The 23,716-nt window shown below is 39.5% G+C and carries 17 protein-coding genes and 2 pseudogenes; 3 read left to right on the top strand and 16 right to left on the bottom strand.

The features are described from left to right. Window positions 1–10: 10 nt before the first annotated feature. From ACFQ3J_RS05625 to ACFQ3J_RS05570, 12 genes and pseudogenes are all read right to left on the bottom strand, one after another. Window positions 11–205 carry a transposase gene (locus ACFQ3J_RS05625; RefSeq protein ID WP_379292349.1) on the bottom strand — a complete coding sequence of 65 codons (195 nt, stop codon included), beginning with the start codon at window positions 203–205 and terminating at the stop codon, window positions 11–13. After that, window positions 114–641 (bottom strand): IS5 family transposase, encoded by a 528-nt coding sequence (locus ACFQ3J_RS05620; protein ID WP_169284727.1) that lies wholly within the window; start codon window positions 639–641, stop codon window positions 114–116. The genes ACFQ3J_RS05625 and ACFQ3J_RS05620 overlap by 92 nt, the downstream gene beginning before the upstream one ends. Before the next feature lie 14 nt (window positions 642–655). Further along, window positions 656–2,647 carry an ATP-dependent helicase gene (locus tag ACFQ3J_RS05615; RefSeq protein ID WP_169284728.1) on the bottom strand — a complete coding sequence of 664 codons (1,992 nt, stop codon included), beginning with the start codon at window positions 2,645–2,647 and terminating at the stop codon, window positions 656–658. Continuing rightward, window positions 2,640–4,631 (bottom strand): ATP-dependent nuclease, encoded by a 1,992-nt coding sequence (locus ACFQ3J_RS05610; protein ID WP_169284729.1) that lies wholly within the window; start codon window positions 4,629–4,631, stop codon window positions 2,640–2,642. The genes ACFQ3J_RS05615 and ACFQ3J_RS05610 overlap by 8 nt, the downstream gene beginning before the upstream one ends. Before the next feature lie 41 nt (window positions 4,632–4,672). Beyond that, a complete protein-coding gene (locus tag ACFQ3J_RS05605; RefSeq protein ID WP_169284730.1) occupies window positions 4,673–5,965 on the bottom strand; it encodes an RES domain-containing protein in 1,293 nt (430 codons plus the stop codon). A 616-nt stretch (window positions 5,966–6,581) separates the two neighbouring features. Then, the gene (locus ACFQ3J_RS05600) at window positions 6,582–7,883 is read right to left on the bottom strand and encodes a Wadjet anti-phage system protein JetD domain-containing protein (RefSeq protein WP_169284731.1); all 1,302 of its coding nucleotides are present in this window, start codon (window positions 7,881–7,883) and stop codon (window positions 6,582–6,584) included. Between the two features lie 38 nt (window positions 7,884–7,921). Beyond that, complete coding sequence (locus tag ACFQ3J_RS05595; RefSeq protein ID WP_169284732.1) at window positions 7,922–11,329, bottom strand: ATP-binding protein; 3,408 nt, start codon at window positions 11,327–11,329, stop codon at window positions 7,922–7,924. Next, a complete protein-coding gene (locus tag ACFQ3J_RS05590; RefSeq protein WP_169284733.1) occupies window positions 11,298–11,906 on the bottom strand; it encodes a DUF4194 domain-containing protein in 609 nt (202 codons plus the stop codon). Before ACFQ3J_RS05590 ends, ACFQ3J_RS05595 begins: the two co-directional genes overlap by 32 nt. Then, window positions 11,906–13,330: pseudogene (locus ACFQ3J_RS05585) on the bottom strand (Wadjet anti-phage system protein JetA family protein). Before ACFQ3J_RS05585 ends, ACFQ3J_RS05590 begins: the two are co-directional and overlap by 1 nt. Window positions 13,331–13,583: 253 nt before the next feature. Next, entirely contained in the window at window positions 13,584–14,069 is a 486-nt protein-coding gene (locus tag ACFQ3J_RS05580; protein ID WP_169284735.1) for an aldo/keto reductase, read from the bottom strand. A 340-nt stretch (window positions 14,070–14,409) separates the two neighbouring features. Further along, window positions 14,410–15,435 (bottom strand): hypothetical protein, encoded by a 1,026-nt coding sequence (locus ACFQ3J_RS05575; protein WP_379292344.1) that lies wholly within the window; start codon window positions 15,433–15,435, stop codon window positions 14,410–14,412. A gap of 36 nt (window positions 15,436–15,471) precedes the next feature. Continuing rightward, a complete protein-coding gene (locus ACFQ3J_RS05570) occupies window positions 15,472–17,121 on the bottom strand; it encodes a hypothetical protein (RefSeq protein WP_169284737.1) in 1,650 nt (549 codons plus the stop codon). A 199-nt stretch (window positions 17,122–17,320) separates the two neighbouring features. Here ACFQ3J_RS05570 and ACFQ3J_RS05565 point away from each other — a divergent pair. Then, window positions 17,321–17,595, top strand: a pseudogene (locus ACFQ3J_RS05565) (IS110 family transposase); the annotation flags it as partial. A gap of 110 nt (window positions 17,596–17,705) precedes the next feature. Here the strand turns inward: ACFQ3J_RS05565 and ACFQ3J_RS05560 are convergent. From ACFQ3J_RS05560 to ACFQ3J_RS05545, 4 genes are read right to left on the bottom strand one after another with little or no spacing between them, the layout of a single operon-like run. Further along, entirely contained in the window at window positions 17,706–18,560 is an 855-nt protein-coding gene (locus ACFQ3J_RS05560; protein WP_449290099.1) for a Ger(x)C family spore germination protein, read from the bottom strand. Further along, window positions 18,554–18,775 (bottom strand): hypothetical protein, encoded by a 222-nt coding sequence (locus ACFQ3J_RS05555; RefSeq protein WP_379292339.1) that lies wholly within the window; start codon window positions 18,773–18,775, stop codon window positions 18,554–18,556. Before ACFQ3J_RS05555 ends, ACFQ3J_RS05560 begins: the two co-directional genes overlap by 7 nt. Before the next feature lie 2 nt (window positions 18,776–18,777). Then, entirely contained in the window at window positions 18,778–19,893 is a 1,116-nt protein-coding gene (locus tag ACFQ3J_RS05550; RefSeq protein ID WP_169284739.1) for a GerAB/ArcD/ProY family transporter, read from the bottom strand. After that, window positions 19,890–21,347 (bottom strand): spore germination protein, encoded by a 1,458-nt coding sequence (locus ACFQ3J_RS05545; RefSeq protein ID WP_169284740.1) that lies wholly within the window; start codon window positions 21,345–21,347, stop codon window positions 19,890–19,892. The genes ACFQ3J_RS05550 and ACFQ3J_RS05545 overlap by 4 nt, the downstream gene beginning before the upstream one ends. Before the next feature lie 638 nt (window positions 21,348–21,985). Here ACFQ3J_RS05545 and ACFQ3J_RS05540 point away from each other — a divergent pair. After that, window positions 21,986–22,387: a 23S rRNA (pseudouridine(1915)-N(3))-methyltransferase RlmH gene (locus ACFQ3J_RS05540; protein WP_379292336.1), complete on the top strand. Its 402-nt coding sequence runs from the start codon at window positions 21,986–21,988 to the stop codon at window positions 22,385–22,387. An 18-nt stretch (window positions 22,388–22,405) separates the two neighbouring features. Then, complete coding sequence (locus ACFQ3J_RS05535; RefSeq protein ID WP_379292333.1) at window positions 22,406–23,695, top strand: HNH endonuclease; 1,290 nt, start codon at window positions 22,406–22,408, stop codon at window positions 23,693–23,695. The last annotated feature ends 21 nt before the right edge of the window (window positions 23,696–23,716 follow it).

The raw sequence follows: 23,716 nt of genomic DNA, 5'->3' as shown, positions 1-23,716 counted from the left end.
GGTACGATGTTTACAACTGGGAATCACAGAATTCGCTTGCTTTTCCACCAACAACGAGATGATTTTTATCAGTGTCATACCCACGATCAGCTAAAATGTGTTTGCCCTTGATATCAAGGGACTGCAATATCTCGTAACCCGCCACACAATCGTTGATATTGCCTGCCGTCACTTCCATTTGGAGGGAATTGCCCAGAGCATCCACAACCGCGTGAATCTTGAAGGTTAAGCCTCCTCGAGATCGTCCGATCGCTTGAATTGCTGCCCCCTTTTGCTCCCGCGCCATATTGGTGAGCACGGACGATGGAGGCATCAATCATGACACTTTCGGAATCAGGTTCAGTGGACAGCACCTCTAGCATGCGATCGAATATGCCCGTCTTCTCCCATCGGCGGAATCGGCTGTGGACGCTGCTCCAGGAGCCATAGTATTCTGGCAAGTCCCGCCACGGCACTCCTGAACGGATCACCCAAAGCATGCCATTGAGCATCTTACGGTTATCCGTAGCAGGGCGTCCTCTTTGGAGTTTTCGTTCTAGCGGCAAAAGATCTTTTAGTTGTTCCCATTGATCGTCTCGTATCGTCTTCTCATATGAATAATTTACCAAACCATTGCGGGTTTTAGTAGTTTGAATACACACCCTAGTACATAGAACTATTCAATTCTTTTAAATCCATAAGTCTCTAATTGGTTCCTGTCTTTTGCATTTAGTTTCGGCACAGCCCATATTAATGAATATTTAGCTCTGGTGCTTGCAACATATCCTATTCGTTTTGATTCGCCTTCCTCTTCCATCCACTGTTTCCAATGCCCACCGATACTCTTTTGATCTTTACTCGAAACGACCATTACACTTTCGAAACCACAACCTTTAGCAGAGTGGATTGTATTAATTCTTATTGACATAGAGGTCTCAAGCATTGATATCGCGTCGATGGCACTTTCTGCTGTACCTGAAGGTGTACGTAAAATAGGTAAACTATTAAAATCACGCGGATTTTCATCATATTCATTTAAATTTTTATATGTATTCAGCAAGATAGAAGGGAGTTGTTCCCTTGCTGTTTTATACCACTCACCATATTTTTTATTTTCAAAATTATTTATAAAAGAGTTTGAGCAACAGGCTTGAAGGAAATCCTTGATAAAAATCCGCCATCTGAATGCAGATTTAATATCAATTGGACAAAAATAATTATCTTTATTTTTCGATCCACCTAACCATTTTTGCAATTGCTTTCCTGCAAGTTCTAACGCCATTATTCTAGTTGATTGTTGTTTCGCTTTCCAAAGTTGAATTGCATCTAATATCAAATGAACGCTTCTTTGATCTAAACGTACTTGCAAATTTGATTTTAATGAAAGTTGACGAACTAAAATAGAGGAACTTTCAGGTTGGATATTGAATAGGTTTAAGAATGACAAATATTTTTCTTGAAGTACTTGTAAGTCATCATATTCATAGTAACAAACACTATTGTCACTTAATTTATTGTTGGTTCTTCCTGCTATTGTTGTTGTGATAGAAGATATACGATTTGATACATCAACAATCGGTTGACAGCTTCTAAAATTATCAGTTAATTTATAACAAATAAAGTTAGACAGGAACTCCTTTGTATATGTTGGGTTGGCATTCTTAAAATCGTAGATGGCTTGATTTAAATCACCAATAAAATGAAGTATGTTTCCAGCATCTTTTAATTTCTCAAGGATTTGAATTTCGATCCACGATAAGTCCTGACACTCATCAATTATAATTATTGGAAACCTCTTGGATATTATTGAAGCTACTTTTATATTTTCTTGCAAAGCCTTAAAAGCAATGTTATTCATATCTTCAAAATTTGCAAATCCATCTTTTAAAAATTTAACTTTGTCACTTATGAGTTGTTTCTTAACGTATTCAATTTTATATAACTCGTTATTATTATATTTATTTCGAGTATCTTGAACAAATCTCTGAAAGTTTTTTGAGTTATAGTATTCAGTAATAGTTAATTTGTAATTTTCGGAGAATTGTATATAGTAATCTTTTTTCTGATAATCATAATATATTTGATTTGCGTAAATACTTTCTTGTTTTCCAACTCCATAGACATAGGGAATTTTTGACTTATAATTCTCTAGCCAATGATTTTTAAAAGTATCCATCATTTTATCAACCAACCGATATGAAAAGTCGCCATTTCTCCCATTATTACCAAAAAATTTGTAGCCGAATTTTTGAGCAATAAATCCATGAAGAAATCCTGTTAGTGTCCCAATATAGTGTGGGTGTAATGAGGATAGTTTCGAAAATTGCTCAACGCGATTTTTTATTGTTTCTGTAGCTTCATTTGTGAACGTTAGTACAGCTATTCCGTTGTTTCTATCTGTCCATTTGCTTATTTCATATGACATCTTCATCCCAACAACTTCGGTTTTCCCACTTCCAGCGCATGCCTCTAAAAAAATGTTTTGCTTAATTGAGGAAAATATATATTGGAGCTGCTGCTCCGTCTTTTCTGAAATGCGGCAAACATACCGCTCTTCCTGCGACGATGATTCCTTGTTTGGATTATGAGAACAACTGTCGCAATGAAGAGGGTGGTCTTTCCTGCATAAAACTTTTGACAGTACCTCTTGCATTTCTTCTTTAGTCATGTAAATCACCACCACAAGACCAAATTACTGCATCCTCAATATATTTTGGGACATTTATCAGCTTGCTGATATTTTGCAATATTGCCGTCGAATTAGATTTTTCTGAAGCAATCTTAAACAGTTCATTATTGATTTGAGTTTCGATTATTTCTGCAAATTGTTGAGCAAAAGTTCCTTTACCTATATTCTCATCCTCAATATGCTCAATAATAAACTTTGCATCCTCACTCAAAAGATTCTCATCAACGTATTTATTATCGTACTCAATAATTTTTTCACAATCCTTACTTACCTTTCCATTTCCAGTAGGCCACAAAATTTTAAGCGTTTGCGCCATTAATTTTGTGTTTTTTTCCATAGCAAGATCATATTCAAAAGTTTTTAATGGCGAATGAAATAATCGTGCCCACTTGCTTTTGTTAACATCTTCAATTAATGCTAAGGCGCTATTGTTTCCTTTTGAAGTATTACTGGGAAGTGGGTATGTCTCGATTAACTTTTTTTTGGGCCTTCCGTCATCACTCAAAATTGGCATTCCAACTTTATCGAATAAAGAAATTTCCGTTTTCCCCGGATCATTATCAGTAATACCAGAACAACGGATTGGTAATGTTTCTTCTCCCGAACTATCATCACAATCGGAGAACAACTTCAAAAAATGTTTAAAATTAATGCCATTTATATTTATAACTGAGACCCCTGCCTCTTCCAAGGAACTCGGCAATGGTTTTTTTGAAGTTTCAATTACTGAAATATTATATTTTGCCAGCGTTATTTGCGCTAACACAGGAATTAACATGGCTTCACTGATACCTTCTACTAAAATGATTCCTTTTGAAAAAAGTAACGTTGATTTTGTAACATCTAACCACCGATTTAAATAACCTTTACTATTGCCCATATTGATATCTTTCAAAGCAGTTGCAACAAAATTCTCATCCTTTTGCACGATATGAATTAAGTTGTCTATACTTATTGATGAAGCTAAGACAGGGGAATGTGTTGTAATGACCACTTGAGTATTATGCAACATATCTGTCAACTGCTTTAGGTACTTAATAAATTTTACTTGCAATTGAGGATGTAAATGAGCTTCAGGCTCCTCAATCAGTAATACCGTCACCAAGTTATTGTCTTTTAGCAACTCAAGTTCGGCGAATACTGTAGCGATGTATAAAAGGTTGTTGTAACCTAGACTATTTGTTGCAATATCTCTGAACTTATTGGGATCCGTCTCTCCGCTAAGAGGAAAAAACACCATTTTAATACTCTCAACCACTTTATTAAAAGTTGTCTCTGCAAACTGCAAATTGACACTTTGTCCAAGATGACTTCCCAAGGTTTCCACTAATTTTGTGTTTATGTTCTTTTTAGCTGCTTCTATTTCATTATAGTTCCCATCAGCATTACTAGTGATTATGTCGTTAAAACCTTTGACGCTATCGACAAGTTTCTCTTTATTATCACCATATTGCTTTTTTAAAAGCTGAGCAAGACGAGATTTTTTTCCGTTCACTAATTTCTCTTCAGCATCTCTTAATGGTGGAAAATAAATGCAATCAATACATTCGAAGGTTTCTTCTTCGAAAATACTTGCTTTTGATTGTCCTCCCCAAATTTCTTTTTTATAGTAGCCTTTCCGGTTGGGATTGGCGTTTACTTCTAAATGGAGTTGTGCTTTGAACTCAGCATCACACCATGATAAGAAGGTTACTTCTTCATCTGGGGTTAATGAATCAAAGGTGATATCAATTTTAATATTTTCAGAAGAAACTTGTTTATCGAGCGATATAAAGAAGTCATCCTCCGATATATTCATATATGAAAACTCATTTTCTTTGAGAATTAACCTCAATGCATTTATTATAGTGGTTTTCCCTGATCCATTCTCACCGACTAAAACATTAAGTCCTTTGTTAAATTTTATTCGTGAGGTTTCCTTCGCATTTTTATACCCAGCCACTTTTAGCTCAGATATGTACATTACCCCACCTCTTTCTAAGCCTTTGAAATTTGATATACGTGTTAGAACTCTGGAAAGGTATCTTCATTCCCTTTATGTTTTGTACTTTTGGCTTCTGTCTTCAGGTTATATATAATTTCCACTTCAAAACTGACAACCTCAACAATTCGTATTTCATTGTTCTTTTCAAAATTAAACAATGCATAGTTTGTATATTTTCTATCGCTTACACCTTGATAAGCCACACCATGAAATCCAATTTCAGCACAGCAATTACCAATATAATTGGTTAGTAGATAAGCCTTTTTTAAGGGCTTACTCTCTTCGTTTATCTCATTAAAAAAACCCTGGAAACTATGATCAAACAAACCGATGTTAAACAACTTCAATTTTTTTCTCGTTTTAAAAAGAGCAATGTCAATATTTTCATCGTTTAACGGATGAATTTCATACGGGATGGCTTTCATTCGATTACTCAGATATAAAACAGATATGCCAACAGCATTATAACGTCCGTGCTGAGGCAATCCCTCGGGTGGATTCCAGATTTCATCTTCTCCAAATACATGTTTCCTATCTTTTTTTCGTGCCCTTCCCCTGAAAAGTTGAGTCCCACTTCTTAATGCTATATAGTCTCCCTTTTCATAATGTTTTTGCAGAAGATCATATACTTTTTTCCCCGTTTCATGCTTATATGCCAGAAGAGGATATTTCAAAAGATGCTGTTTAAACTCATGGAGTTCCTGCCAACTAAGATCAATATTATATTTTTGGGCAAACTGAGAAAACTCAATAAAGTCAAAGTCATCTAATCCAAATACCGAATTTGTTTCATATTCATCATATACTTGATCATAAGATTCAAAAGTACCTCCATCCGGATTATGGGAATAATCAATTGGCTCTTCACCATAGTGGCAAGTTTGACATCGTAGATGTTCAAGTATTAGCTTTTGGAACTTATCGTCTATTCCTTCCCCCCACAAAAAGCTTTCAACGGATTGTCCTGCGTTGTTTTCAATAAAATTACTCGGGTCTTCTTCATCTTTATTCCAACGATAAACATCATAATCAAGCTGCGCGCCAACACATTTGAAACACCCATAAATTTTTGTTGAAAGCTTGCCTCCGATTAACACGAAGATGGGTATGATCTTCTCTTCAAAATACTCTTCAGGATAATACTCAACGTAAGCTTCAAGCTTTAAATTACACAGTAAACAATTATACTTTGTTTTTTCTGTTTCTCTTATGATCCGAGGTCTTCTGCTAATACTTACTTTTATATTTAGCCTGTTAATGACTTCGATTAGATCGTCAAAACAACTCCTGCAAATGACGTAGCACTCGTTCATATCTCCCACTCGCCCATTTAGTAAAATTTAACATGGTGCAATATTTTTCATAATTCGACATATCTGATCAAAATCCTTTTATTCCTCCTCTTGTCTGTGAGATCGCACTGATAATTCGACGATCACGCACATTAAAAGGAAGCAAGCGGAAAGCATGTCCCTATAGAGGAACAAAAAACCTCAAAAATCCTATAAGGTCAAGGGATTTCGGCGTTTCACACCACCTTTCCCCAGTGCTACAAGGTATTGCGGGAAATCATCGAAAGGCGACTAAAATTGGACGTTTGAGAGAACTCGGAGAGAACGACACTCGAATCAGCCAACTCCACAACCATCCCAAATGTTATTGGAGCAATGGTTTTGAAAATTTCAGGGCTGTCCCATAAAGTAAGATTTGGCTCGCTTTGCGAACAACTCATTTGAGAATCAAAGAACATATATGAAAAATAACGGTGTATAGGGAGTTATCCCTGCGCCGCTTAGTCTACTGCCGCCTTATTATAAATTTATAAGCGATCGAAATCCGGCCGACCTCAAGACTCACCTCAGTCGCGAAGTATCAGGAGGCTAAATTTATTAATCGGTCAACCTATACCAGATCACCTTACATCGATCGTTAGTCTTCCGACGACAGTTCAATTTCAGTAATGCTTTCTTGTTCCAGCCGAATTCTCCGCTCCAGCATGGTTTGCATTACTGGAATCCAAGCTGCGTATCCAGGGTCATCCAGAGCCGCTTGAATTCGAGATGCATATTCATCAGATACTGAGGCGGCCTGCCGCTCGTAATTCAGGAGGACGGCGGAATTCATCCAAATTGGCTCCAACGAGGGAAACAGCCGAGTTTTGATAAATTCAAAAATGCGGATGCCCCCTAGATCAATATCCCCCCAATGCATGATTGGAATGGGCTTATCTCCCTTATCCACTGCATTCGACAACATTTTCAGGAAGTGCTGCAAAAGTCGATGGGGAAATCCCCCCGTGTAGATGATCAACTCTTCAGCAGCATATAATTCACGTTGTTCGACCCATTGATGGTAGCTGGACAAATTCTCAATCGTAATTATTCGACGTGCATCGGTAGTCATATCGTTAATGAGTTCAACCGTCTGACGGGATAACCCAACACCACCCATCAGTTCTTCTGTAGAAATCCAACCTCCGCTTTTACTCCGAGCCCTGAGAGGACCGCATAGATAAACATACTGCGGATTACGGGTTAGTCCGATGAAATCAAGCCATTCCTCATCTGTTTCTCTCTGTTCCCCCGAGGCTTGCTTCACTACATTTAGCAGTCGTTTTAATACTTCCCGTTCCAGATGCTTGGAATCCTGAAATAACTGCTGGCTAAACAATCTGAGTGAAACAACCTTTCCGTCAAGCTTCGACAGTTGTAGCAACGTCCGCACCAGATCAACGTAGCCAGATGGATTATCCAGATCGAGATATGACGTCTTTCCTTCCAGTAGTCCTGCCCGAACCCTTTCTCCCCAATCTGCAACCCAAGCCCACGGATGTTGTACAAGAGGTTCAAATATCTCTCGTAAGCGATTCAGTTTTTTTCTAAGCGACATTCTCCCGGAAAGAGAATAAGCTTCAACAAGCATGTCCCAGTTGAGATAAATGCGCTCAACTTCTTGAAAATTACTGAACTTTCCCCATCTCAAAGAGATGATTCCCTTGTACTCCAAATCAATCAGGATCTCGTTCATCCATTGACGTTTCATAAAATCCATTTCATCTGTATAGTCCGAGTTAAACGGACTTTTAGACATGACGAGTTGCGGCCGTTGTTTGCCAGGCTCTCCGCTTTGGAAGGACTGGCTCTGTTCATATTTTTCCAGAAGCGTACTTAGGAGCTTGCGAGAAAAATGTTGTTTGAAGGCCTCCTCCAATCGATCCGATTCAATCTGCACTCATTACCTCTCCTGTCTCTGACATTGGGGGGTGTTGTCTAAAATAACGTTTCTTGCCGCTCGGCAATGTCCATAGCCCCACTTATTTCATCGACATCGTCGTCCAAAGTGATATCGTGTGCTTTATCAGTTTCTGATTCGTCAAGCTCCTCCCAACGATCAATCATATCCACGTAGCATTGATAGTTGTGCTTGCTGACAAACAAGGTAGTCGACACTTCTGGCGCCATATGCTGCATCTTCTCATCAGGAACAGCGGCAATCAATTGCAACCCTAATCTCTTGATTAACCGAAGGCTTGATTGAATTCGTTGCTCGTCCATCTTGTTGAACGCTTCGTCAAAAACGACCAGCCGCGATGTCTTATTGTTTGAATACAAGTGATGAAATGATGCTAAAATAGCAATATAGAAAGGCGTTTGCGTCTCCCCGCCAGATTTCTCCTTCAACACTTGCGAAAATCTGGACTTCGCCCCATTGCCTGAAGTAATAACTATATCGAAATCCAGGTACTGTCGATAATCTGTAAACTCATCTAGTTCACCAACCTCACCCCGCACCAGTTTTTCAAACAATTCATGAAGGTTGGCTGTACGCTCGCTTTCAGGAAGCTCAAACAATGAACCTTTTTCCATAAGCATAGGGTCCATAATAGCGTCATAAAACTTTTTATAACGTTCATTGGCTCTTACTTCGAAATGATACCGATCATCCGAAAAAGGAAAATGACGCAAGGCATAGTTAAGCTGATCAAACTCACGACGGGCCATCTCAATAGCTTCACGCAATTTGAAAATAAAGTGTGATTTAAACTCTTCCTCGGACTCTGCTCGAGCCGCTTCCACCTTTGACTGATACTCTGGAATATTCAGATGCTCAATCGTTTCAAATAACTGATCGTAGACCGTATTTTCTTCATCATGAATATCGGCGCTACTGGCATTATAACGAGTTCGTAATGTAACAACTGCTTTGAACTGATCATCACGAAGTGTCTGCTGCCCTCTCCAACTGCTTGTATAATTCTGCAGCTTTTGCGCGGTGGGTATTGTTTGCTTCATGGCTTCTTCATATCGTTGCACTGCCCGTTGCTCGCATTCTAAACCCCAATCGTTTACCCATTGATGGCAACTTTCCTCTGCATCTCGGATCTTGTTTTCTTGTATGTGGACACTGGCAACGCCTTGCTTGCATTCTTCCTCCAGCTTTCCTTTTCTCTCTTTATATTCTCCTAGTTTGGTTAGCCACTCCTGCTCCTGCTTGCTCCAACGCCCATACTCACTTTTTAAACGCTCAGATTCTGTCAAATCCAGCGTTCTTAAACTGTTCCGATCTTGTTCTAGCTCGAAAGCAAGCTTGTCCAGTTCCCGCATAAGACCCGTATTTGCTGCAAGACGAGCATATTGGGATTCTTTTTCCTTGGTTAGGCGCATTCGAGTCTGGAAAACACTATGCAATTGCCTGCGATGGGCATGCGCTTCCTGGAGCTCTGTCAATTCAGCTCGTCGAATTTCCAACTGGCGAATAATTGCCTTTGCCCCCATATACGGAACTTCATACTGCTTCTTGGCCATTTGTCTCGCTACATAATTACTGTATACCATACAACTCTTCGTTACCGCAGTACGATGGCGTCGAAGCTCTTGTTCATTTGCCGCTTTCATAACCCTGCCAAGCAGATGCTCAACGTGAGCCTGAATGACAGGATGGATAGCTTCCACCTCATGGGCTAATGCCCCCTTCTCGGAAGTGCCAAGAAATCTTTTTTCCTTTTCAGTATCTACCAGACCTACGCCTTCCAATTTGTACTTCCACTTCTCCTGCTCATAAATGCGTAACGCTTCCGAAACATAATTGGGCTCGACCAATATGTCAAACCTCTGGGTATTGAGGTATCCTTCAATAGCGTTTCGCCATTCCTCATCCATCAGTTCGGTCTCTTCGCAAAAAATCCATACCTCCGAACGGCCATTTAATCTTTCCTCTAATAAAGCTTTCAATTGGCGAACCGGTTCCGAATAACTGCGCCGTTTCTGTTCCAGTTCTCTAATAACCCGCTCCAATTCCCGAATTTGTTCTTCGTCGGCTTTAAGCTGTTCTTGTAAACGAGACTCGCCAACAACAAGGCGCTGATGCCACTTCGACAATTCGCCTCCTATAGTCTCCAATCGCTTCTGCCATTCTTCATCCTCATGCTCTTCCAATTTCGAAAACCGGACGATTTCCAGTAGACATTGCAACGTCTCCTGATGCTTATTATTAGCCGCTTTTTCCTGAGTTTCTAATATCCAGTATTCATTGTCAGACCAACCGATAAGTTGTCCTACAAGCTCAACCTCTTGTAGCAGCTGATTTTCATACGTTTGTTTAAGCCTTCTGGATTCCTCAAGCTTTGCTTGACCTTCCTTTACTTTCAATTCAAGCTCTTTTTTTCTTTTTTCAGCCGCATTATCTTGCCAACGTTGGTACGCTTTTTTGCTTTCCTCGCTTGCTTCTTGGCGCTTGGTTTCTGCTAAAGCAATATTATCCACATTCAAGGCTAACTGTTGCTGCGAGTGGGCCAGGTTGCGCTCCTTTTGTTCTTTGTATTCACACTCTATCTCTAATCTCAAACGACGAATCACATAGTCCTGCTCCTTCGCCGTCTCCCGGTATCTTACATACATCCGATAACTCTCCTGAATGCTCTGCAGTTGTACTTTTCGTTCCTGCAGTCGCTCCAGTTCCAGTTTGTACCGTTCGTGAAGTTCAAAATTATGCTTTAACAAATCTAATTGAAGTTCCCGTCGGTCAAGAATATAGTCATAGACAAAATCGCGGATGTCAGAAATCGGCTTAAACGAGAGCGCCTTAGTGAATACTTTGAAGAAACGTTCAGGTAATCCTCCAGCCCTTGCAAGCAGCGCCTTTAAGTAATTGGACTTGTTACGTTCAAACAACGCTTTGTTTCGAACTCCTCTTTTTCCAATCGTTCCAGATGCGCCGCCATAACGACGATGAAACTCTTCCCGATTCAACAATTCGTGACGAGAGTTTACGAAATCAAGCTGTTCCAGCCTGGTTTCTGCCAGTATAAAATATTCTTCATCGTACGTACGATCCCGATAAACATCCACGGCAATCCCAATAATAAACGATTCCTGCTTCTTTTCGTCCAGAAATTCGGAAACGATGTAGGTTGTAAAATCCCCATCACGAAGAAACGAGCGTTCGTCGTTTCCGATTTTTCCTTTTAAGTAATTGATATAGCTCCTTTTTGCTTCATCTGTAGCCGCATTAAAACGAATTAGCCGCTGATCAGCAACGAACAGAACTTGAAGTGCGTCGATAATGGTAGATTTTCCAGCTCCATTTTGGCCGGTGATAAGCGTCTGTTTACCAAACTCTATGGTCACATCCGTGAAGTAATGCCAGTTAATCAACCGCAGCCGCTTCATCCATTTCATCCAGTATTCCCCCCTTCTTTTCTGATTCATATCGTTCAAGACGCTCCGTCAATTGTTTCATCTCATCCGCCTGGATTACATACATCCATGTGTGGAACAGCTTAAAACGGGCATCATCCGATCTCTGTTCCGCATCAAGCGGTTCCATTAATTGAACTTGGACACATAATCGTACTAGCCTGTCTAACACGGTAGGCTTAACCCATTCCATTTGAAAAGTCTCATATTTACTTCGAATATCATAGAGTGTCACCATCGGGAAATCAGCCAGAGACAATCCCTGTCTCTTTTCCTCATACAAGATCCGGAGGATTAGCAACCAAATCGTATGATCACGATCGAGCCTTTTTCGCAATCGGCTGTCATAAATATGCAAATAAACGCATTCATGCCGTTCATCGACAGTTAATTCCCAACCTAAAAATTGAAAATAGGAAGCTAAGTTGGTACGATTCCGACGTATTACCGCATACATCTCCCTTTCCTTTTCCTTGACAAGCATATTCACTTCTAATAATCTGTTTATTGCTTCCCGCACTTTTTCACGTTCCGAATCGCCTAATTCTTGAAACACCATTACGACTGCCCCCCTCTCCGTTTAATGGTGTGGTTGTCGAACCGATAATTACCGATTACAAGCACTTGCCGATCGGTCCGACGCTGAAGGCGAAACGAAGACCCGCCGTCGTTGCCGTATAAGTAGACATATCCGAGTAAAATAAATTCTTCAGCATTATGAGGAGCCAGTTCCATTAGTTCCATTTCAGTCCTGCCATCCAGCTTTTGCAATACATAATCATTGACTTTTTTGCGAGTTATAGCTTTACGCATTTTTTCAACGCTTTTTTCCTTCAGCTCCTGCCTTATGTGCTCAGGCATATCAATAACAATATGGGCCTCTGGTTGATGGGGTGCCCTTTTCCGCCGCGGCGGCAACAATGAGTGATCAGATAGCGCTCTGATCTCACGTATTGCAAATATCCGATCTTGTTCCTCAGATGGCGATACCTTGCCAAGCAATTCTAGCAGCTTAGCGATTTGCTGTTCTGTTCCTTCACTCTGCTGGCTCAAATAACGAGCTCGTTCAAATGAAGAACGTAAATACTGGTTGTGACGGACATCAATTTGATAAAATAATTCATCCAGTCCAAGGAAAGTTTCTTCGATGAAAAACAACGCTTGACGAACTGCCCTTTCAGCTTACTCCAGTACGGCGTATAGCCCGCTTTTCACCCCGTCAAGAGCCGCTTCTTCCATTATTGCCGAATCAAGCAGCCATTGCTGCACAGTATTTAAAATTTGCATACGGTACCGGGCTACATGATCCGATGTTTTAAGACGGTGATAGCTCTTATCAATAATTTGTGATTTATATTGTTCAAAGTGATGATCCAATACATCTTGAATTGAAGTTTTACGAACAACCTGTTCCATATGAGCTTTCATATTGTTATACAGCGCGATGAGTTCTTGTCGGAACTGTGCGCTGACATCAGCAGCGCTAAGTACCGCAGAACAAGGCTGTAGCTTGGCAGCTTCACCTGTGAGCGATTGATATATAAGAAAAGCAAATCGCTGATATTCTACCGATTTTGCTTCACATAATTCCTTAAATAGACCGATAAGCTTACTGGAGTAATGAGGCAACACCAAATAACGGTCAAACTGACTGCGAGTTTCAACACTAATCCAACGCATGGTTTCCAATCGTCTGAGAATAGCATTTGCTTTCGCCCGTGTAGCCTCCTCTAATGAAATTTGCTCAGGTTCGCGTTGGAGCAATGGTTTTTCATCATGATCCGGTTCGTGGATAGATTGGCCCAATTCTTCGTGAGTCTCAAGCAATTCCTGAATCAGGTCCCTCATCACTTCATATCGAATGCCAAACCGCTCAGCTTGAACGTTCTCATAAAGAAGCAACAAAATCTCCGCATAAATCTGTTTATTCGATCCCGTTAACAATAAGAAAAGTCCATCGGGAATTACATCAAATAATTTCACACCACTCAGCTCATTCCCTGAAGAAAATGACAGATTATTTACTGACAGAACACCAAGCTCTCTAGTTTATAGCAAAATAGACTCAGGACATTTAGCCTTGAAATAGAATGACAATTCCCCGACCCAATTCCAATATCCATACTTCCATCCAAATTGAATGCAAGCCACTATGATATATTTCTACATTTTTCTTATTTTTCCTGCATCTAAAGCCTCTTGACTTACTAATCATCTTGTAAGAGTGAAGAATCACTTAATATTCACGCCACACAAAAAGCAAGCGAATCTGCAATAGACAGGTTCGCTTGCTTTTAATTAACGATCGGGATTGATTAGGGGACAAAAACCTATCTTTCAAAAAACGGTAATGGCTTAATGGCGCATGTGGCAGATAAGGTTCTTTCAGCAAACTGATTTCCTCTTCCGATAAATGGAGCGATACGGCGGTGACCGCATCCTCTATATACTGGATCTTGGTTGCGTCGACAAGCGGAGCGGCAATGACAGGCTTCGAAAGCAGCCAGGCGAGCGTAATTTGGGTCATGGGAAGACTGCGGTTTCCAGCCACCTCGGCCAGCCTGTCAACAATCGTCTTATCCATATCTGGCTTGGATATGAGTTTGCGCTCGCAGACGGTCCGTTTTTGCACGTTCGGTTTGCGTTCAACCTCCCAGGGCGGCGATAGCCGTCCGCGCGCCAATGGCGACCAGGGTGTGACCCCGTTCCTTCCGACTCGCACAGCGGCAGCATTTCCCGTTCTTCCTCCCGATAAACCAGATTATAGTTATTTTGCATGACAATGAACCGATGCCAGCCTTTGGCGCGCTGGATTTCTATAGCTTCCATAAACTGCTTGGCGTATAGGGTAGAGGCGCCCAGCCAGATCAATCCACTTTCACCGGGCCTTGATTGAATCTAAGTTATGGTTAATCGGCGAAGCTCGGATTTTTAGTCCTTCCCACCAGGTCTGCACGAAAGTATACACATGAAGGCCGCATAAAGAGTAGACTATCAAAAGTATCTTTAATACATGAACGAGCAGTAAATGAATCCTCCCCGCAGCTCACTGTGGGGAGGATTCATTTACTGCCATGCTCTAACTCCTGTACCCTATACATTATATCCACTACTGGATCATAATCCTCCGCAGCTTCCCGCACCAGTTGGATATACGTGGAGAATGACTCTTTTGTCTTCTCGTCCTCACATGTTATAATAAATCGCTCCAGCTCCTCGGCGTAATCACGCAACTTGTTCGCTTTATACCAGTTCTTCATTTGATTCTCAATGTTTTGTTTTAGTTTCTGTTTGTGAAGATTGTACTCTTCAAGTTGCTGAAGCTCCCGCTTCCTGGCCTTTTCTAAGGCTTCAACACGTTCCTGCTCTTTTTTCTTCACTTCATATTCGTACTCAGCTATATATCTAGATACGCTTATCCCAATTGCATTTTTCAAAAAATCCGTGAGAATCTCACCTATTTGTTTTTCAAGAGAGTGATCCAGAGTTTCGTTAAAACAAAGGGGTTGCACCGTTTTATTCCTAGATGCATATCCGAGAATCTCTGTAAACTCCATTTTGAACAAACCACTGGGGATCTTTTCATACATGGGACATAAGCCAGCCGTCATACTTCCAGCTTGTAACTTTGACAAAAGAGAACGTCTTTTGACCATAATCTCAATCAATGAGACGGAATACTCATGGTTCAGTAAACGTATCCTGATATTGTCCTGCTCTCCTGCACAAACGCTCACACTCCCACCCAATTCACTAACTGCATCAATCAAGCGATTCATAATTCTATATGCTCGATTCGCTTGCTTTTCGGATACGTCTATGAACAATACAGCTTTGTTCTTGCGGTTTTCCACCTTTGAAATCCTTTGTGAATACGAATCAATCTCTTTGTAAAATTGATGCTCTTCATCACGAGCATTACGGTAAGCAATCTCATCCTGATATTCTAGGATCAACGGATGCAAGTACTTATTGTGCTTCACAGTTTGAATATCCTTACGCCATTGATTGAACTTGGTCATTGATTCCGGCATCAGCAGTTCAATTGCATCAAGCTCTTTTAGCTGATTTATCGGATAATTGCTCATGTCCTTTAGTTCTATAAAACCGTGTCGCCACACCACCTATTCGCCCTCCTTACCAAAAAAAGAGAAACCACCTCTTAGCAGATCGTCAACTAATTCTTCAAGCTCAACTTCAGAAGCCATCCCCTCAGGCACTACATAACGGCTCAAATTATCATTTAAAAATGCTGAAAACGAGCCTAAGAAATCCGAGTTCTCAGGATAATCATATTTATATAGATACGTATTTCCATCTTTATAATGTTTATGAGAAAATCCCGTTCGGTTAGGAAGCTTGGACAAATGAATTCCAATGATGCTCGTTCTGATCTCAGTAAGTCGATTGAAGTCTTCCTCGAATTCGGCCTTATAAGTCTTCCGCTTGATCAGCTTTGAAATATCTATAGTAAACTTTAATTTAAACTTCATTTCTTTTACTATTTTATGGATATTCACAACATCCTCTGCTGTTTGCATCAAATACTTTAACTTTCCACTTTGCTTTTGCGGTCCATTAACTAAAGCAATTTTTATAGTTTTATATTTTTTCAGGCTTTTTTCGAGAATTGAGAACTGCTTGAAGAACTCCTCTTCACCGTAGGTTTGAGACCGCAATGGGGATAATAATTCCAGTGTATCAGGTATTCCATACTGGGAAAACGTGTCCATCAGATTTTTTATAACAACATCAAGCCTTGCTGTGTCTTTCCACAATAAATCATTGTCTTTCTCATAGCTCAGACGCAAAATGTATGCCTCATTTGGAGCAACCTTTAAAGTACCTGTTGTCGTTTCTAGAAAAATCATATTACTCTTGACATCTGCCGGGTACATCATGTCTTTCGTTGTTACTGGCACTAACACATTAATCCGTTTAACCAAGCTCACTCTTCCTGTCGAAATACATAGATTTACATATTCGGGCCAGTAGTCCTCATCATTTGCATTTTCAAATACCCATACATACATGATCAGCATTTCCAGTTCGCCTTTACGTCCATTAATAAAAGGGCGATGCTCGTTCTCTCTATAAAGAATATCCATGTTAAAAGGATTATCGTTGTATCTGTGGTTGTAACGATTAATGTAATAGAACTGCTCCGATTCCCTAATATAAATGCGCTCTATGTACTCGTTGAAAAAAGTGCCTGTATAGCTCTGAGCAAATTCGAATAAATTCACACCGTAACTGCGGAATGCCTCCTTTACCCAGCTAACCAAAGAGTTATCCAAATACTTGAATCCAGAAATGGACGGTTTTTCTGTCTCTTTTGCTTTTATCTCTTTTGCCAGAATGATCAATTGATCCCGATACTGATCAATTTCTGTTCCTTTCATTTTTGCACTGCTACAGAACTTATGAATCGTATTCTCATACTCCTCGGTACTGTAAATAAGATGAACGTATTTCCGTTCATACATCCATGACTTCAGTAATCGATCTATCCGGCTCTTTGTTTTTTTATAGTATTCAATAACAAAGCCCTTGCTTTCAGGAAATAAGCCTTCTATCTCTTGGGTGATTTTTAATGCTGATTGTTCTGTCTTGATGTTCTCATAATCGTATTCTTCCGGATTCAGATAATGATTGAAATAATCCATGACATACTTCAGAACCGTGGACATATTTTCGGCATGATTTTTAAAATTGAATTCATCAAGGTTATCTTTTTTCTTCATCTTTGTTATGTATTGTTCAACTGAAAGCATATAGTTCCCTCACTTTCAAATCGTTTGGGTTCAAATGCAAAAATTCCGAATCTATGGATGGATTCTTTTCTTCGTCAAGTCTTACTCATTCGAAGTGTTCATTTACACGTTCTGGCAGGTGTTTCCCTAATGATTGGAAACAGCCCTGTTCTACCGTTGTTAACTCATACAGACAATTATGATCGAAACTCTATAATAGATTTTCGACATACTTGTTTGCGGACTTGACGTTCATAAAAAGAACATCGTTGCCTGCACCATTACGTCTGAAGGTAAGGAAATCCGTAGGTTGGGCACCATGACCGACGATTTGATCTTGCTCATGGTGCTCAAGACCAAAAAATGCACTCATGCTGCTATGGAAAGTACAGGACCATACAGGAAACCGATATACAATTTGTTGGAGCTTGAGGATATGGAAGCACTTGTTGTAAACGCCCAGCGGATCAAGAGAATGTTCCGGGCCGTAAAACCCTATCTATCATAAATGACGGCTAAGCATCTATTTTAATGCAAACAAAAACCTTTCAAGCGGCTCGGAACGATTTGCTTGTTTTGAATCACATCAACCGCTCAATATTAATTTAAGGATGTATTTTGATGTCATAGTCAACATCAATTTTTATATTTTCCCAATATTTCAACCATTGCTCTTCCGTTATTTCTTTAGAAAACGGCTTAAGCGAATGTGTTCCGACCGCTAAGGGATCCACTTTCCACTGTTGCATTTTATTTAATAAATCTGACGTTTGTTCCTCAAGGTAGACCTCAATCTCATGAATTAAATGCTCCAATTGTTCCTCACTTTGAATTTTCTTTTCTCCCTGGTATTCCTCAATTCTTCCGTTCAATCCCACGTGTAAAGACAAGGATGAATAGTCCCTCGATAGTTTCATGCGAACATTGGATCGAATACGTCCTAAACTGATAGATAACTTTGGAATGGCCAAGACTTTTAAGAAATGATCGTTATCCAGAAGTTGAAAAATTTCATCGTCCACGTCTTGAATGACCATTACTTCTTTATCTTTTTGGAAGAAGGCTGTCCCTACGTAATTGAAATTGTTCTTATCCGAATGAAAAACCGGTAGGATCGGATCCTTAAGAGGGGAATAGAACATCTTCATAAATTGATGAATATTGACGATGCTCATTTCACCTTGGTTATGCTCCTCGTAATGCTTTAACATCCGGTAAAGAAAATAATCTTGGTTTTCTTGCTTCGTCAATTGATTTTTTATGTATTCATCAAAATCGCCTCTGACAATCAATAAATAGACACGCATTGAAATATCGGGATCAACCAATATCGTATTGATCAGCTTTTCAATGCCTCCTTTTTTTGCCAGCTCCTCATTGATTAATAACATTCGCAGCTGCCCCTGCTTTAATTCCCGATAATAAATTAAATTAAACTCCTTGCCTCCCTGCTTTAACAGATCGACTTCCTTGGAGAGAAGACGTTTTTTTCTTTGATGAGTGGTGGTACTAAAGTGCTGATTTTCAACTTTCCTTCCGTCCCCTTGTCAACCGACCAAAAAACTACCGGAGCGATCTCTTCGATCATATTGTTCTCGACATATGGAGAAGAACAACCGGCCATCCACATAAGGCTTACAATCGCCAATAAACCATAGTGCTTGTATGGTACCATGCCTACATACTCTCCTTTCGTTTAACCACAGTGAAAAGGATCGTAGGAACAAGTAAATAAATGAATGCGCCGAGCCAGATTTGAATGTTCAGTAACATCTTTTGACCCGGAACCGTTTCCCATAACCATTGATCCATTATGATGATGCTTATCAAAATGACGAACCAACTCGACAATAATCCGATCCGAGTCGTGCGTTCGTTCATTTTTCTCATAAAGACTCTTCCGGCTCCATAAAGACACAACAGAAGAATTGAAATGTCAAACACATAATTAAACATATGAAAAGAGATAAGGATGTAATCGATTCGTTCTAAACCGCTCGTTTGAATGTAGCTTCCCATATATACTACCGGAAAATTGATCTTGCTTAAGAAGTTCGAACCGTAAAACAATACTGAAGCAATGAACAATAATGAATATTCCATGATCGTCAGCATGTTTCCAATGACAAGATATTTCGATATTTTTTTATTGGAGCTTAACCATGGAACCATAAAGGCCAAATATACTGGACCGGAAAATGCCGACCAAATAAACAACAAACCCTGCCATGATTGTCCTGACCATTCGGTGGGTATGAAAGGATACAAATCGCGGTAATTTGCAATCGGCGGAAAGAAAAAAGGAATAAACACGATTAAGATCCAAGCCCCGCAAAGAAAGGCGATGACAACAAAACGCAATGTTTTCTCCATTCCATGTGAAGCCACAAATAAGCTGATCAAAAGAATCATTAGGACCAGCCACTTTTTATTCATTGATGGATAAATAAAACTATGGAGCATTTCAACGTATCCCAGTGTGATGATTGAAATTTTTAACAATATGATCAAAAAACCAAGTATTGCGAAAATTTGAACCATCCGTTTCCCGAAAAGCTGTACAAATCCTTGATAGCCTTTCGTTGCATAACTGGAAGTAAACCATTTGGACAGCATCATCAAATTAAGTTGGGACAGCAGCCCCATGACGACAATTCCCCAAACCATATACGAATGAACCAAATAAACCGGCATGATTAAAATAAAATAATGCATTTGCGTGCGATTAACCAATAAAAGGAAATAGATGCCACCAAGGGTGGAAGTTCGATTGTATAAGGATAAAGTCTTCATTTCTTCATCTCCTGCCGCCATTTCCGTAGTGGTTTTAGATAACCCGGACGCGTTTTCATCCAAATTAATGGGCCGCGGATAAAGAGGTCGATCCAATCCTTCCCATAAAAAGGAGCAATCGGCGCTAAATAAGGTTGACCTAATGACGTTAATCCATGGAGATGTGCAAGAATCCCGATCAGCCCGATCACGATTCCCGGCAACCCAAGAAACGATGCAAGGATAAGAAGAAACACTTGCATCAGAACCATGGATTTTGTCATTTGATAATTGGGAACTAAAAAGAAAGCAATAGCGGATATACCCATCAAAACAATTAATACTTTACTTGCAAAGCCTGCTTCTACAGCCGCTTGTCCAATGACGATACCACCGATAACCCCTAACGTTTGACTGGTTTTGGTCGGCATTCGCAAACTTGCTTCTTTGATGATTTCCAGCGTTACGATCATGAAAAATCCTTCCGCAAACGGAGTAAAGGGCAATTTGCTTCTCGATTCCAATAATACGAAGAGAATCGGCAGCGGAACCATTTGGTAATGAAATGTCGTTAATGCAACATAAAAAGGAATCATCGTCAAAGAAACAATAAAACTTCCGTACCGGATTAAACGTAAAAAACTGGCTACCGGCCAACGAAGGAAGTAGTCTTCAGGCGATTGGAATAAATGAAAAAAAGTAATGGGAGCAATTAAGGCAAACGGTGAATTGGAGACCAATAGCGTCAGCTTTCCCTCACCTAAGGCGTAGGCGCAGGAATCCGGCCGATCCGTTTGTAGTAACTGTGGAAAGACCGTATGATGATGATCTTCCATAAAAGCTGCAAGCTGAGCGGAGTCTAAAAACTGATCGAAATCCACACTTTCAATTTTCTTTCTTGCAAGGGAAACAAATTCCGGATTAATTAATCCGTCTATGTACAGTAACACAACTTTCGTTTTACTCAGTGAACCGACAGTGAAGCTTTCCGTTTTTAATGTCGTTATAGGCAAACGCCTGCGTAACATTGTAATGTTTTTATCGATTTGTTCGCTGAAACTGTCTTTCGCTCCATATATAACAGTTTCCGTTTGGGAAGATTGAATTGCCCGACCCAAAGGATTTTCCAGTTGGACGCCTAACCATTGATCGTTGACTGAATCGTTTAGAAGAATAAATCCTTGCATTATTTTTTGCTCAGCATCTTCGATCGATATAATTTCCGAAACTTTAGCATTGGCTATGCATGAAGAAAGCGACTTGTCAGCACAACGATGAAGTGGCTGAATAATCGCCTCGTTTAAACGCTCTTGATCTATTAACGTTTTTATGTATACAAGATGGACTGAAGCACTGGTACCCATTCTGTGTTCAACGACTTCGGCATCATCCATATGGTTTAATTTCTGTTTTAATTCATCAAGCCATGTGGACATTTGATGATTTTTTATTTGAGGGTCGTATTTTTCAACCATAGTCTTCTCCATTATTAAAGTAATCAAAATCATGTGGTTAATATCTTGCCCTGTAATCGAAAAATCATACGACCTGCAATTTGTATTTCAAAACCGCATAACGTTTTGAGATGTGGTTTGAGTCAAACAACAATACTATATGTAGCCTAAGGGAGTAGTGGATTTATTTGGTGTTAGATATGCCGAGGTGATAATCAAAAATAATTTAAGTGTAAGGAATTTGTCGATGTAGCTGTGATTAGACCATCTTAAGCAGCTGAGGTTAGTAAAGTCATCAGATTATCTAGGTATGTAGTTCCTCGAGATTAACCATTATGTAAGTTAAGCATAGTTCCTCTTCGGGGGGCGACTTTCTTCGCCCCGCAAGCATGTAATGCCAAAAAGTTTACTTCTTTTGTGGTACGGTTCACCGTATCTATTGATAGGGTAAACAACAACGATGAAAATGACTCTAACTCACTAACTTAGGCTGGCCTGCTTACCGTGTCTAAGAGTGAGCATACGTGATATACTTTGTATTAGATGGAAACTCTGTATTATTTACAAAAACCTGTTCGTTTTCATTTAATTGAAGAGTCAGTCCGATGAAGACTGGCTCTTCGTTTATTTCACCCTACGAATGCGAGGATATAATGAATATGAAAATCAGCGTATACGCTGTTGGAGATAAAATAGAAATGTTCTACCTTGAAGCCATAAAAGAGTATGAGAAGCGTTTAAGCCGATACTGTGCTATAAAGTTCTTTCACTTGAAGAATATAAACGAAGTTCAAAGGAAACTGAATCCTAAGTCTTTTGTATTGGCTGTAAACACCTCACGTAATACCATTTCCTCTGAAGAACTGGCAGATAAACTGGATCACAAAGCAGCGGCTGGTGTTTCTGACATCTCCATTATTGTCGGAGCAACTCCACCTACATACAATGACATCCTGTCACTTAGTCAGATGGAAATGGACTTTGGACTTCAGAGTACTATTCTGATCGAGCAAGTTTATCGGGCTTATCGAATAATAAATAATCATCCATACCATAAATAATAATAAGGTGAGCAGGTTATGCAAAGACACATTACTTTTATCAACAGATATGAAAAATTTATCGAAGAGTTCATTAACTTCAATGATTTTGATACCTTGTTTTTTGCGTTAGTCGCACCGTTTTTAGTAAGAGATGAGCAGGGAACACTTATCTGCGAGCAACCCTTTATTATGAGTAAGGAAAACAAAGAGAAAATCAAAAATATTATCAATCCCTATACTCAACTAAATAGGTCTTTTAATAAAATCATGCACTTCTTTATTAAGATCAATGATGGCGAATGTTTTTATTTGTTTCCTGATAAATTGACCCAGGAGCTTTGTATAGACTGTCAGAAATCACTTGAATATTATAATCAAAGGTTTGACCATGAATGGGTTCAAAAAATGATGCAAAGTTATCTCGACAACAATTTGAAGCTATTTCAAATTCATGAGCAGCTATCAAAAGATTTTTCCGTTTCTTATTTCAGCTATAACAAAAAGGAGTACTTAGGTGAAAGAAACAAGAATAAGCGTGTTTGTAGATTCTGTAATAGAGACATGAACAAGGGAGCATCATTCAAAAATGAAGCTCATACCATTCCGGCCTTTTTAGGAAACACAACGCTATTCCAAAATGAAGAATGTGATGAATGCAACTCATACTTTGGAAGTAACATCGAAAATGACTTGGAAAGATACACTAAGCCACTCAGAATTTTTGCTGGTACAAAGGGTAGAAATGGCGTTCCAGAGCTTCGTAATGGGGATACAATTTTCTTCTACTCCGACATGGAGGATGGAATCGGACTTCCGGTCATTGTATCTGATAAAAATTTGGCTGCAAATGAATTTGCTATTCAGATCAATAACGTGGAAATGTTTACCCCTGAAAATGTTTATAAAATGTTCTGTAAGATCTTCTTCTCTGTAGTCAATTCCGAACTATTAGATAAATTCAATGATACGTTGAAATGGGTACGTTACAATATTCCCTTGATTGAAAATTTACCTGTAGTCGCCTTCTCTTTTTTTCAAGAAAGGAAACATGAGCAGCCTTATGCCGCAACATATGTAAAAAAAGAGGTTGATGATAAGAGCCCTTATGCGTTTATAGAAATAGGTTTCGGGCAGTTCGTTTATATTGCACAAATTCCATCAAGAGAAAATGAAAATAAATTGCTTTTTACAGCGGAACAATTTAATGAATTTTTGAGAAGCCTTCCACACTATAATAATGCTTATTTTGACTACTATGATTTTTCAGGTAAAACACCCAAACATTCCATTTCAATTTTTTCCAACATGTCGACTAACAAATCATAATAATTTACTACACTCACTCCA

Origin of the sequence: Paenibacillus provencensis, assembly GCF_042678545.1 — a bacterium.
In the GTDB taxonomy this organism is placed as follows: Bacteria; Bacillota; Bacilli; order Paenibacillales; family Paenibacillaceae; genus Paenibacillus; species Paenibacillus provencensis.
This window is presented reverse-complemented; position numbering and strand designations above follow the sequence as displayed.

What these genes read in the sequence shown, in the direction of transcription:
- ACFQ3J_RS05615 (WP_169284728.1), bottom strand. Translation starts at nt 2,647, where the DNA reads ATGACTAAAGAAGAAATGCAAGAGGTACTGTCAAAAGTTTTATGCAGG.
- ACFQ3J_RS05605 (WP_169284730.1), bottom strand. Translation starts at nt 5,965, where the DNA reads ATGAACGAGTGCTACGTCATTTGCAGGAGTTGTTTTGACGATCTAATC.
- ACFQ3J_RS05570 (WP_169284737.1), bottom strand. Translation starts at nt 17,121, where the DNA reads ATGCTTTCAGTTGAACAATACATAACAAAGATGAAGAAAAAAGATAAC.
- ACFQ3J_RS05575 (WP_379292344.1), bottom strand. Translation starts at nt 15,435, where the DNA reads ATGAGCAATTATCCGATAAATCAGCTAAAAGAGCTTGATGCAATTGAA.
- ACFQ3J_RS05610 (WP_169284729.1), bottom strand. Translation starts at nt 4,631, where the DNA reads ATGTACATATCTGAGCTAAAAGTGGCTGGGTATAAAAATGCGAAGGAA.
- ACFQ3J_RS05540 (WP_379292336.1), top strand. Translation starts at nt 21,986, where the DNA reads ATGAAAATCAGCGTATACGCTGTTGGAGATAAAATAGAAATGTTCTAC.
- ACFQ3J_RS05555 (WP_379292339.1), bottom strand. Translation starts at nt 18,775, where the DNA reads ATGGTACCATACAAGCACTATGGTTTATTGGCGATTGTAAGCCTTATG.
- ACFQ3J_RS05550 (WP_169284739.1), bottom strand. Translation starts at nt 19,893, where the DNA reads ATGAAGACTTTATCCTTATACAATCGAACTTCCACCCTTGGTGGCATC.
- ACFQ3J_RS05590 (WP_169284733.1), bottom strand. Translation starts at nt 11,906, where the DNA reads ATGGTGTTTCAAGAATTAGGCGATTCGGAACGTGAAAAAGTGCGGGAA.
- ACFQ3J_RS05535 (WP_379292333.1), top strand. Translation starts at nt 22,406, where the DNA reads ATGCAAAGACACATTACTTTTATCAACAGATATGAAAAATTTATCGAA.
- ACFQ3J_RS05545 (WP_169284740.1), bottom strand. Translation starts at nt 21,347, where the DNA reads ATGGTTGAAAAATACGACCCTCAAATAAAAAATCATCAAATGTCCACA.
- ACFQ3J_RS05595 (WP_169284732.1), bottom strand. Translation starts at nt 11,329, where the DNA reads ATGAAATGGATGAAGCGGCTGCGGTTGATTAACTGGCATTACTTCACG.